Here is a 12,071-nt window from a genome sequence, read left to right on the forward strand (position 1 = left end):
TATTATAGCATTTAATAGTATCTTTTTCTATCATTTTCTGAACATTTTCGTATTCCGTTCACAAAAAGAGGTTGGAACACTTAACGTATTCCAACCTCTTAACATTATTATTCATCTACTAAAAATCCATTTCCAAGAACGTCTCTTACGTCATGGACAACGACAAATGCATTTTCATCAAATTTTCTAATCATGCGTTTTGTTCTAGAAAGTTGTGTCTTCGCAATAACGACATATAAGACATCTGTATCTTTCTTAGAATAATAGCCTCTACCATTTAGAATCGTACAACCACGACCAATTTGTTCATCAATCATTTTAGCGATTTGATCGGGATTTTGAGAAATGATTGTAACGGCTTTTTTAGGATTTAGACCTTCAATTACAAAGTCCATCACTTTTGTTCCTACATATAATGAAATCACTGTAAGTAACGCTTTTTCTAAAGGCATTACAGTAAGTGAGAACATCACGACGATAAGGTCAAAGAATAATAGAGCATATGATGTATTAACGTCTAAATACTTATGCGCTATTCGAGCAAGAATCGTCGTTCCAGCAGTCGTACCACCAGATAATACAATTAGTCCTATACCTAGACCAACCATGAAACCACCAAAGATTGTATTAATTAAAATTTCATTCGTATGCACAACCCAAGAGTCAGTTAGACCTAGAAATACAGAAATAGCAATAACAGCTATTATCGTATAAACAGTACTTCTCTTGCTTAAAAATTTATAACCTAACGCAATTAAAATAGCATTTAAAATAAACGTAGACCATGCAGGTGAAATGTCGAATGCATAAAGTAAGATTAAAGAAACCCCAGTTACGCCACCTTCACCTAAATTAGCAGAAATGATAAAGGCATTAACACCCGTAGCAAAAATAAAAGACCCTGCCAAAATTAATATCATATCTCGTAAAATTCTATTTTTCATGACCTTACCTCCTCTATATTTTTTAACAGACATATAGATACTACCACAATCCTCAAATCCCCTCAACATGCCGATTCTAAATAGAAGACGAATCATATAATGGATGTATAACGATGATGTGAAGAAAGTAGTTTGAATTGAGTGAAGTGATGGAGGAGAGAGAAATAGGTGATGTCTTGGCTTTACTAGGAAGTTAAGCTATGACTTAGGGAATCTCTTGGCTTTATTCAGGACTTAAGCCATGACTTAGGGAATCTCTTGGCTTTACTAGGAAGTTAAGCTATGACTTAGGCTATCTCTTGGCTTTATTCAGGCGTTAAGCCATGACTTAGGGAATCTCTTGGCTTTATTCAGGACTTAAGCCATGACTTGGGTGATGTCTTGGCTTTACTATGAAGTTAAGCTATGACTTAGGCTATCTCTTGGCTTTACTCAGTCGTTAAGCCATGACTTGGACTATCTCTTGGCTTTATTCAGACATTAAGCCACAACTCGTGTGTTTATTCCTCCTTTAACTCACATCTTCCACTATCTTATATCTTCAATCTCCTTCATATTCACATTCGCCACTTAATTCAAACTGTCACCACCAAAAAAGTACCGACAAAATCGTTTCTAGATTTTGTCGGTACTACTGTCTTCGTATATTAAATCCCTGATATATCTTCCTCTTAAAATTCTTTTTCAAAGGGTTCTTGTATATCTTTTAACACTTTAACAGAGTTATCAAATAATGATTTTTCTTCTTCATCTAATGGCATTTCGATAACTTCTCTAATGCCTGATCTGTTTATAAGTGCTGGTACGCCTATATATACACCTTCATGTCCATACTCGCCTTCTAAATATGCAGACACTGTTAACACCACATCTTGGTTGTTCAAAATAGCTTTTGTAATACGCATTAACCCCATTGCTACTCCATAATAAGTTGCACCTTTTGCTTCAATAATTTCATATGCTGCATCACGAGTTTGTACAAATATTTCTTCTACTCTATGTTTGCGTGTTTCATCTTTTTCAATAATACTTCTTAATGGTTTACCTGCAATATTGGCATGAGACCAAACTGGTAATTCTGAATCACCATGTTCACCAATAATATTTGCATGAACACTTTGTGGTGCGACATCGAATTCTTCACTTAATAAATATCTAAATCTTGCTGTATCTAATATAGTACCTGATCCGATTACACGTTCTTTTGATAAACCTGAGAATTTCATAGTTGCATATGTTAATACATCTACTGGGTTAGTTGCAATTAAGAATATACCATCAAATCCTGAATCCATAATTTCAGTAACGATTGATTTGAAAATTTTCATATTTTTTGCTACTAAATCTAGTCTTGTTTCACCTGGTTTTTGAGCTGCACCTGCACAAATCACAACTAAGTCTGCATCATGACAATCTTTATAATCACCTGATTTAACTTTAATTGGTGAAGGACCATATACTGTACCATGATTTAAATCCATTACATCCCCGATTACTTTCTTTTTATCTAAGTCTATGATGACAAATTCATCACAAATACCTTGGTTTATCATTGAAAATGCATAACTTGAACCTACTGCACCATTACCTACTAATACGACTTTTTTACCTTTGAATTGTTTCATTATAATCGCTCCTCAATTTATATTTATAAAATTATTGTTAAAATAAATGTCCATATACAGATGAATATTAAGAATCCTACGCTATATTTCAAAGTCATTTTGAGCAATTCAGACTCTTTACCAACTTCTCTAACAGCAGCTGTTGCAATTGCGATAGATTGTGGTGAGATTAATTTAGCTGCTACACCACCTGCTGTATTTGCAGCAACTAACAATGGTCCACTTGTACCAATTTGACTAGCTACTGATGCTTGAATTGGTGCAAACAATGTGTTGTTATTTACAACTGAACCAGTCATGAATACACCTATCCAACCTAATACTGGAGATAGTATCGGGAAGATGTTACCAGCTTTTGCAATACCTTGTCCCATTGCACCTGTAAGTCCACCATAAGTTGTAATTTTCGCGATGGCTAAAATAAAGCAGATTGTCAAAATTGGTAACCAAAGTTCTTTAATTGTTACGCCTAATAAATTAAAGGCATCACTGAACTTAAAGTGTTTCGAAATGAGTATTGTGATCACTACTGAAATTAATATTGCAGTACCTGTTGCACTAAATATGTCGATTTTTAATGTAATCAGTTTATTTGTAATTTCATTAAATGTTCCTGGAATATTTATATTCCATACTAATGAAGAAAGTAAACCACCTTCAGCAAATAAAGCTTTGAAAAATGGTGCACTCCATATCATGACAAAAATCGTTAAAATATAGAATGGGCTCCATGCATACATAATGGATTTAACAGAATGTTTCTTTGTTTCCAATACTTCTTGATCTGAAACTCTGAAAATATTTTGAGGTTGGTAATATTTTGAGAAAATTGCTAATGCAACCATTGATAATAATGGTGGTATAATATCAGCCAATTCTGGACCTTGGAAATACGTAATCAATATTTGTAAGCCAGTATATGTTGTACTTACAACAAGTATCATCGGTAAAATTTCTTTCACACCTTTAAATCCATCTAATATCATGACAAGTAAAAACGGAATAAAGAAGTTCAGGATTGGGAGTGTAAGTGTTGAAATCTGTGATACTTCAAGCGCTGAAATATTACCGTGAAGACCTAAACTATCTATAATACCAACTGGAATACCTATAGCACCAAAAGCGCCTGCTGCTCCGTTAGAAATTAAACAAAGCATTGCTGCCTGTAAAGGTTTAAAACCAATTTGAATTAACAATACACTACATATTGCGATAGGGACACCAAAACCAGCAGCACCTTCTAAAAATGCATTAAAACTAAAACCTATTAATAATAATTGGATACGTTGGTCTTGAGAAATACCTGAAATACTATCTTGAATGATACTAAATTGTCCTGTACCAATTGAAACTTTGTATAACCATACTGCCATTACGACAATATAGCCTATTGGAAGAATACCTTGAAAGAATCCTTCTGTTATAGCACCAATCGCCACAGTATGTGGTAATTCGAAGATAAATGATGCAATGAGTAAAGTTACAATAAGTGTCGTAATAGATGCATAAATACCTTTCATTTTAAAAACTGTTAAACATAATAGAAATAATATAATCGGTATACTAGCAACAATTGCTGATAGTGTAACGTTGTCTAATGGATTTATATTATTTAGTAGCACAATGAACAACTTCTTTCTTATTTTTATTTTTCAAGATGCGCATCTTTAACTTTTGTGATTCTTTTCACAATGTAAATATAGCACCTCAATTTCTTGAGGTCAATAGGTTTTACGCATATTTTGTGAAAATATTCACGATTTATTTACTACTGGTTTTTTGATTTTTATTGAATCCTTTGCTCTATCTAAATGGTTGCGTTTTCATTATTTCTCATATTTTTTTAATTTTTTATAATAAAAACAAGATCCTGAAATATTTTTCTAGGATCTTGTTCAATACTATATTATTCAGTTAAACTTTGCGTATTTACAAAATGTCTATACTTTTCATGAGATGCTAATAATTCTTGATGTGTACCTACACCTGTAATTTGACCTTTATCTAAAAATACAATTTGATTCGCTTTTTTAATCGTAGCAAGTCTATGTGCGATCACAATAGTTGTGCGATCTTTCATTAATTCATTTAATGCTTGTTGAATGTAGAATTCACTTTCACTATCTAAATTAGCTGTCGCTTCATCTAATAGTAAAATATCTGGATTCTTAATGAAACTCCGTGCGATATCTATACGTTGTCTTTGCCCGCCAGATAATTTTGTACCTCTTTCACCGATTTCTGTATCAAACCCTTGTGGAAATGCCATTATAAAATCATAACATCGTGCCATCTTCGTATAGTGTACAAGTGTTTCTTCTTCTACTTCTGAATAGACACCATATGTTAAATTATCTCTTATCGTCCCTGACATCATTGCATTAGATTGCATAACATATCCAATTTTCTGTCGCCAATATTTTAAAGATATATCATCTATTGGTTGGTTTCCGTATAATATTTGGCCGTGATCGATTGGATAAAGTCTTTCAATTAAACTGAACAGCGTACTTTTTCCTGAGCCAGAAGGACCAACAAATGCCGTAACTTCTGCAGATCGAATAGATAAAGATAAATCTTTAATAACGGAATGAGCTTCATATCCAAATGAAACATTTTCAAATGTAATATCTTGATGATTCGTAATCGGTTGATTATGATCATCGCCTCTTTTTTCAGCTTCTTCTTGATAAATCTCATAGATACGTTCACTTGCGCCGACAGCTTTCTTATAATCCGTTAAAAACATTGAAAAATTCAAAATTGGCGCTGATAATTGCACGACATAGAATATCATTGCGACCAAAGTACCTGCAGTAATCGCTCCACTCGAAACTCTAATACCACCAAAACCAAGTATCACAGCTACTGTTAACGTCATAATAACGCCTGAAAGCGGGGAAATAATTGCTCTGATTTTAGCTTCTTTTAAACCAAGATCATATATGCCTAATAAAGTTCCTTTTGTTTTTTCGAGTTCTTTTTCTTCTGAAGTTGTCACTTTAACTAATTTTATTTCAGTCAGCACTCTTCCTAATATACCGCTGAATCTAGATATCTCAGTTTGTGTGTCTCTTGAAATTTTACCCATTTTTCGTCCTAAAGGTACCATTATTCCTATAAATATGGGTAAGATTAGAAATGTCATGAGCGTCATTTGCCAATCTAAAATAAATAACATCACTATCGAACCAATAAGTGTTAACAATGATGGTAATACGCTAGGTGCTTTTTCAGAGATAAATAAGTTAATCACATTCGTATCATCTGTAATTCTACTCATCAATTGTCCACTTTCATTTTTGTCAAAGAAACTCATTTTCAAATTGATTAAATGCTTCCAGAGCTTTTCCCTAATTGAATAAATTGTTTTTTCACCAATCTTGCTTAGTAAATATGTCCCAATACCACTCAAGACTGCATTTACTAAAAATACGCCTATAAATAGCCAAACCATTCTTAAATCTAAACTTTCTGCATTAAATGTATCTACTAATTTCCCAGTAAATAATGGTACAAGCAAACCACTAAGACTACCTAAAATTGAAAGTGTCATAGCCGTAAACACTAATTTTTTAGGCCAGTCTACCTTTTTTAGTAAATAAAGCAGAGGATTTTGTTTTGTCATTTTAATAACCTCTTCACTAAAGTTAATGATATAGTTATATTTTACAGCATTGAGATTATACATACCAAATTTAAAATATGTTCACAAAAAATTAACGTTCATTTGTTATCTTATTGTAGGGTAGTTAATTAATATATGTTAGAATGATATAGTTAATTTTAAAAATAAATAAAGAGGTCTTATCCATGAAAAAAAGTCTATTATTATTTTTTGCATTACTTATATTGAGCATACCGGTAACTCAAAATGCTTATGCAGCGGATAATCCGAAATCACCAACACAAGTAGCCAATGAGAATGGATACTCACTCGGTGAAATCTATGAACCTGAAGGCGCTATTAACTATAGTTCTGAGACTGGTCAAATTATGTATGAATATAAAATAGATGCTAAATGGTATCCAGCAAGTATGTCTAAATTAATGACATTATATTTAACTGAGAAAGCAATCAATAGTGGTAAACTTGATAAAAATGCTAAAGTTAAAATGACGGATGAAGAATATCGTTTATCTACATTACCAGAATTAAGTAATACAAAATTGTATCCAGGAGATGTATATACAATCTCTGAACTTATGCAAATAACCGTTTCTAACTCTTCAAATGCAGGTGCGATGATTTTAGGAAGAGAAACGATGAAAGCTGAGAACTTAGCTTCTGCTAAAAAGATAGATAAAAAAGATAAAGACTCCAATAAAAATACTGCATCTAAACAACAAAAAAAGGATTTAGATTCTGACTTTGTTGACTACATGAATGAAACAGCAAAGAAATTAGGTATGGAACATACAAAATTCTACAATGCCAACGGTGCTTCTAATAATTTATTATTAGAATATAAAGCAAAACGATATCAATCAGATGAGGATAATTATTCAACATCTAGAGACTATGCAATTTTAACGCAACATCTTGTAAAACAGTATCCTGATATTTTAGAATACACTAAAAAAGTTGCCCCTACTGTTCACTACGTTACATATTATACGTATAATCATTCACTTGAAGGTGCAGATATGTCACTTAAAGGTACAGATGGTCTAAAAACGGGTTCTAGTGATACAGCGGACTATAACCACAGTCTTTCTACTAAGAGAGATGGATTAAGAATTAACCAAATTCTCTTTGGTGCCGGAGACTATAATAGTGTCGGTGGTGAGAAAGAACGTAATATGATGGGTAATAGCTTGATGGAAAAATCATTCAAAGAATATGAATGGAAAAAAGTATTATCTAAAGGGACTCAAAAAATTAATGGCAAGAAATATTATGTAACAGAAGATTTATATGATGTCGTTCGTAAAGGCGTAGATTATAAAGTTGTACTTAAAGATGGACGTGCAAGCATTGATTATAACCGATCTTATATCAATGATAGCTATGGTCCACCATCTGTAAAAGTAGAAACGCCAAGTAAACATAAATTTAACGAAACAAAGAAAAAAGTAACAAGTACTGATAATAGACCTATTATTATGACAGCATCTATTTTACTTGCTATCGGTATTATCCTTTTATTAACTTGGTTAATCAAGCGTAAGAAAAAATAATAACGGATATTAAGTCTTAAGTCCGACAACAAAAACGTCACTTTAGTGTAGAATAGTCTTAAACTATTCAATACGAGGTGACGTTTTTTTGATTCAATTTTTACCGAATTTTCTATCAGAACCAATTAATTTATCCTTAACAATGATAACGATCATCGCGCTTATATATGTATTTGTTCATCATAGAAGACAACAACCCATTTTAAGTTTAATCGATATTATTCTAGGATATTTTCCAATACTCATCCATGAGATGGGTCATGTTATAGCAAATAAACTATCAGGTGGTAAGCCTAAAGACCTCGTAGTTGTTTGGCGTCGTAAAGAGCGTATGGAAACCGGTAGACAAGGTTACGCCGTTACTGGTTCTAAATCACGATTAAATCAATTTATAACGACTTTATTCGGTTATATCATGCCGCCAATTATGTTGATTTTAGGTGTGTGGCTTAAACATCACACATTCGGACCTATTTTCTTAATCATTCTTCTGATTATGTTTTTATTCTATGTCATATTAACATCTAAGAAATTTATCCCAAGTATCATTCTCGTCATTATTGCACTAGCTTTATATGAAGTACTGTCTGCACCGAATATACATGACTTTGGACAAATCATTACGTATATTTATCACATTAGTTTAGGAACATTATTAGGTGAAGTCGCACAATCAAGTATTACAATATTCCTATTAACATTCTCTCGTTCAAGACAAGAATGGGATGGTAGTCAGTTAAAACAGCTCACTAAAATTCCAACTATTTTCTTTAGTGTCATATGGATAGCAATTAATGTATATGCGGTTATGTATACTTTTAATATTTTATGGCCATAGATATTGGAACTTTTAATATGAAGTCTTCGCGTAGTATAATTCGACTTTATACTTTACTGCACGATATCTCTTAGTCTTCGTGCGTTATATTCTGATTTTGCACCTTAGCGCACGATATCTCTTAGTCTTCGTGCGTTATATTGTATCCATTAACAAAAAACCAGCAGAAATTCATTCGTTTGAATTTCTGCTGGTTTTTACTTATTAAGCTGTTTTTATACCAAACAAATATGATGCATTTGTTTCGCTTATCATAATTGTTTTATCTTTAAGTTTAAGTTCTATGAGTTGGTTTAAGCTATCTTTATTGCTAATTGTTACTACATCTCCAATATGCAATTCTTGATTACTTAAATAATCTAGGAGATTCACGTAATCCATTACACGTTTAATTTCAACGTCATCTCCAATTTCAAACTCATTTAATGATGTGTTATAAATTTCTTCTAGTTGATTCTCTCTTGGAATAATACCACCATGCGGACAAGTTGTTGGGTAACCCATTAACTTATCTATCTTATCTATAAAACGGTCAGATACACGATGTTCCAGTATTTCTGCTTCTTCGTGAACCTCATCCCAAGTATATTCAAGTTCTTCTATTAAGAATCGCTCTATTAGTCTATGTCTTTTAATAATATTTGTTGTATGATCTAAACCCTTTTGAGTTAATTTCACACCTTTATATGGACGAATATCTACATAATCATCCTTTTTCAAACGTAACATCATTTCACTTACTGATGAAGGTTTAATATTTAAATCTTGCGCTAAATTCTTATTGGATACGTAATCTGTTGTGCCATTTAATCCAAAAATCGCTTTTAAGTAGTCTTCTTGTTCTTCAGTCAACATCTACTCTGACCTCACTTTTATTATCGTATATTTATTGTACCACGATTTATTTTTACAGGCTATCTCTTGACTTTAGATAATTTTCTAATATAATCAAATTATAGTTTAGGTTAACCTAAACTTATTTTTAGAAAAGGTGATAACATGTTGCAGGTAAAAAATTTGAATTTATATTTAGGTCAACAGCACATATTGCATGATATTAATTTAACAATTAAATCTACAGGTGAATTAATTGGCATAATGGGACCAAATGGTGCAGGAAAATCTTCATTTATTAAATCGATTTTGGGTGAATTTAAGGCATCAGGTGAAGTTTATTGGCAAGATAAACCGATAAACCAACAGTTGAAACAGTTAACGTATATTCCTCAAAGAAATCAATTAGATCTAGATTTCCCTATCACTGTTCAAGATAGTTTGTTAACAGGCTACTATGCTACATCAGGTTGGTTTAGACCGTTAAAAAAGGAAGCTTATCAAAAAAGGGATCAATTAATGTCAGAGTTACAACTAACTGAATTAAAGGATAAGACATTAAATCAATTAAGTGGTGGTCAATTACAACGTGTTCTTTTAGCAAAGTCTTTAATGAAAGACAGTGATTTATTATGTCTCGATGAACCATTTGTCGGCATTGATTTTAAGAGTGAAGAAATCATGATAAACATGCTTAGAAGATTAAAGTCAGAAGGAAAACTCATCATCATTGTTCATCATGATATTCAAAAAGCCAAATTATATTTTGATAGAATCATCCTCCTCAATCGAACTATTAAATTTTTTGGCTCAGCATCTGAAGCTTTAACAGAACACAATATTAAAGAAGTATTTCTAAAGGAAGGCGTTACACCATGATTAATGAATTTATCTCATCCCTAATACAATATAATTTTTTAAGTCGAGCACTGATTACTGCAATTATAGTTGGTGTTGTCTGTGGCATTGTAGGTAGCCTCATAATATTAAGAGGTTTATCTTTAATGGGTGATGCTATGAGCCACGCTGTACTACCTGGTGTTGCAATAAGCTATGTATTAAACATCCCAATGTTTATAGGAGCCTTGTTCACGGGTATGTTAACGAGCTTTCTGATAGGTTATATTGCCCAACACTCTAAAACTAAAAATGACGCAGCTATTGGTATTATCTTTACTGCATTCTTTTCCCTTGGAATTATTATCATAAGTCAAATTAACTCCTCTACTGATTTATATCATATTTTATTCGGGAACATACTAGCAGTAACTTCAAGTGCATTTTATACAACGAGTATTGTCAGTCTGATTGTTATCGCTTGTGTCATATTATTTTACAAACCCTTGCATTTATCAACATTTGACCCTATTGCAGCTAGAATGAGTGGTTTAAATGTAAAATTCATTCATTATTTTGTCATGATGCTATTGGCGCTCGTAACAGTTGCTAGTTTACAAACAGTGGGCATTATACTTGTCGTTGCACTACTCATTACACCGAGTTCAGCTGCATTTTTAATAACTAAATCATTAAAATCAATGATGATTGTCGCAAGTATTATCAGTGCAATATGTGCGGCCTGTGGCATGTATGTTAGCTACCTTTATAACTTACCAAGTGGCGCGTGTATCGTATTAGTCTGCTGCTTTGTATATATGATTACATTCACCATACATAAAATGAAAATGAAATTTGCTTAGGAGGTTAAACATGAAAAAGTTATTTATGCCTTTACTCGTCGTTATTATTTTATTAAGTGCTTGTAATGCGTCGTCTTCAAATGACGATAAAAATTTAAAAGTTGTAACAACAAACTCAATATTAGCTGATATGACAAAAGAAGTAACAAAGTCTGACGCAAAAGTTACAAGTATCGTTCCTATTGGACAAGACCCTCACGAATATGAAATCAAACCTAAAGACGTCAAAGCTTTAACAGATGCAGATGTCATTATATATAATGGTTTTAATCTTGAAAGTGGAAATGGTTGGTTTGAAAAAGCATTAGAACAAGCAGGTAAAAAAATCTCAGACAAAAATGTTATTCAAGCAACTGAAGACGTTACGCCTATTTATTTAAAAGGTGGAGAAGGCGATAAAAATAAAATCGATCCACATGCTTGGTTAAGCATTGAAAATGGTATAAAATACGTAAATACAATTGAAAAGCACTTAAGTGATATAGATAAAGATCACAGTAAACAATTTAAAGATAATGCTGAGAAATACACGAATAAATTAGATAAACTACATCATAAAATGATGACAGCATTCAATGATATTCCTGAAGATAAACGTGCTTTTATAACAAGTGAAGGTGCATTTAAATACTTTGCGAAAAGCTATCATATTACACCAGGATATATATGGGAGATTAATACAGAAAAACAAGGTACACCAGACCAAATGAAACAAGCCATTAAATTTGTGAAAGACCACGATTTAAAATCATTAGTCGTCGAAACAAGTGTTGATAAGAAAAGTATGCAGACATTAGCAGAAGAAACAAACCTCAACATTAAAGATGAAGTATTTACAGATTCAATCGGTAAAAAAGAATCTAAAGGTAACTCATATTACAATATGATGGAACACAATGCAGAAGCTATTCATAACAGTATGAAATAATGAAAAAAGAGGTCGAGATTT

The 12,071-nt window shown here is 32.2% G+C and carries 10 protein-coding genes; 5 read left to right on the forward strand and 5 right to left on the reverse strand.

Annotation, left to right across the window (positions count from 1 at the left end; genetic code table 11):
- Positions 1-107: 107 nt before the first annotated feature.
- From CD035_RS01860 to CD035_RS01875, 4 genes are all read right to left on the reverse strand, one after another.
- Positions 108-944, reverse strand: coding sequence for a YitT family protein (locus tag CD035_RS01860; RefSeq protein ID WP_048540065.1), 837 nt, complete (start codon positions 942-944; stop codon positions 108-110).
- Positions 945-1,615: 671 nt separating this feature from the next.
- Positions 1,616-2,569, reverse strand: a complete 954-nt coding sequence (locus tag CD035_RS01865; RefSeq protein WP_048540064.1) for an L-lactate dehydrogenase — start codon at positions 2,567-2,569, stop codon at positions 1,616-1,618.
- A gap of 23 nt (positions 2,570-2,592) precedes the next feature.
- Entirely contained in the window at positions 2,593-4,191 is a 1,599-nt protein-coding gene (locus tag CD035_RS01870; protein WP_048540063.1) for an L-lactate permease, read from the reverse strand.
- A gap of 284 nt (positions 4,192-4,475) precedes the next feature.
- Positions 4,476-6,197, reverse strand: a complete 1,722-nt coding sequence (locus CD035_RS01875) for an ABC transporter ATP-binding protein (RefSeq protein WP_048540061.1) — start codon at positions 6,195-6,197, stop codon at positions 4,476-4,478.
- A 185-nt stretch (positions 6,198-6,382) separates the two neighbouring features.
- Between CD035_RS01875 and pbp4 the strand changes: the two genes are divergently transcribed.
- Both pbp4 and CD035_RS01885 read left to right on the forward strand, forming a co-directional pair.
- A complete protein-coding gene (gene pbp4, locus CD035_RS01880) occupies positions 6,383-7,750 on the forward strand; it encodes a penicillin-binding protein PBP4 (RefSeq protein ID WP_048540059.1) in 1,368 nt (455 codons plus the stop codon).
- 88 nt (positions 7,751-7,838) lie between these two features.
- On the forward strand, positions 7,839-8,588 hold the full coding sequence (locus CD035_RS01885; RefSeq protein ID WP_048540058.1) for a M50 family metallopeptidase: 750 nt from the start codon (positions 7,839-7,841) through the stop codon (positions 8,586-8,588).
- 204 nt (positions 8,589-8,792) lie between these two features.
- Here the strand turns inward: CD035_RS01885 and CD035_RS01890 are convergent, their stop codons facing one another.
- On the reverse strand, positions 8,793-9,443 hold the full coding sequence (locus CD035_RS01890) for a metal-dependent transcriptional regulator (RefSeq protein WP_048540055.1): 651 nt from the start codon (positions 9,441-9,443) through the stop codon (positions 8,793-8,795).
- A 144-nt stretch (positions 9,444-9,587) separates the two neighbouring features.
- Between CD035_RS01890 and CD035_RS01895 the strand changes: the two genes are divergently transcribed.
- The 3 genes from CD035_RS01895 to mntC are packed head-to-tail and all read left to right on the forward strand — an operon-like array spanning position 9,588 to position 12,050.
- Positions 9,588-10,301, forward strand: coding sequence for a metal ABC transporter ATP-binding protein (locus tag CD035_RS01895; RefSeq protein WP_048540053.1), 714 nt, complete (start codon positions 9,588-9,590; stop codon positions 10,299-10,301).
- Positions 10,298-11,122, forward strand: a complete 825-nt coding sequence (locus CD035_RS01900) for a metal ABC transporter permease (protein ID WP_048540051.1) — start codon at positions 10,298-10,300, stop codon at positions 11,120-11,122. The genes CD035_RS01895 and CD035_RS01900 overlap by 4 nt, the downstream gene beginning before the upstream one ends.
- 10 nt (positions 11,123-11,132) lie before the next feature.
- Positions 11,133-12,050, forward strand: a complete 918-nt coding sequence (gene mntC, locus CD035_RS01905; protein WP_048540049.1) for a manganese ABC transporter substrate-binding lipoprotein MntC — start codon at positions 11,133-11,135, stop codon at positions 12,048-12,050.
- Positions 12,051-12,071 lie beyond the last annotated feature (21 nt).

The organism is Mammaliicoccus sciuri, from assembly GCF_002901825.1.
GTDB lineage: Bacteria > Bacillota > Bacilli > Staphylococcales > Staphylococcaceae > Mammaliicoccus > Mammaliicoccus sciuri.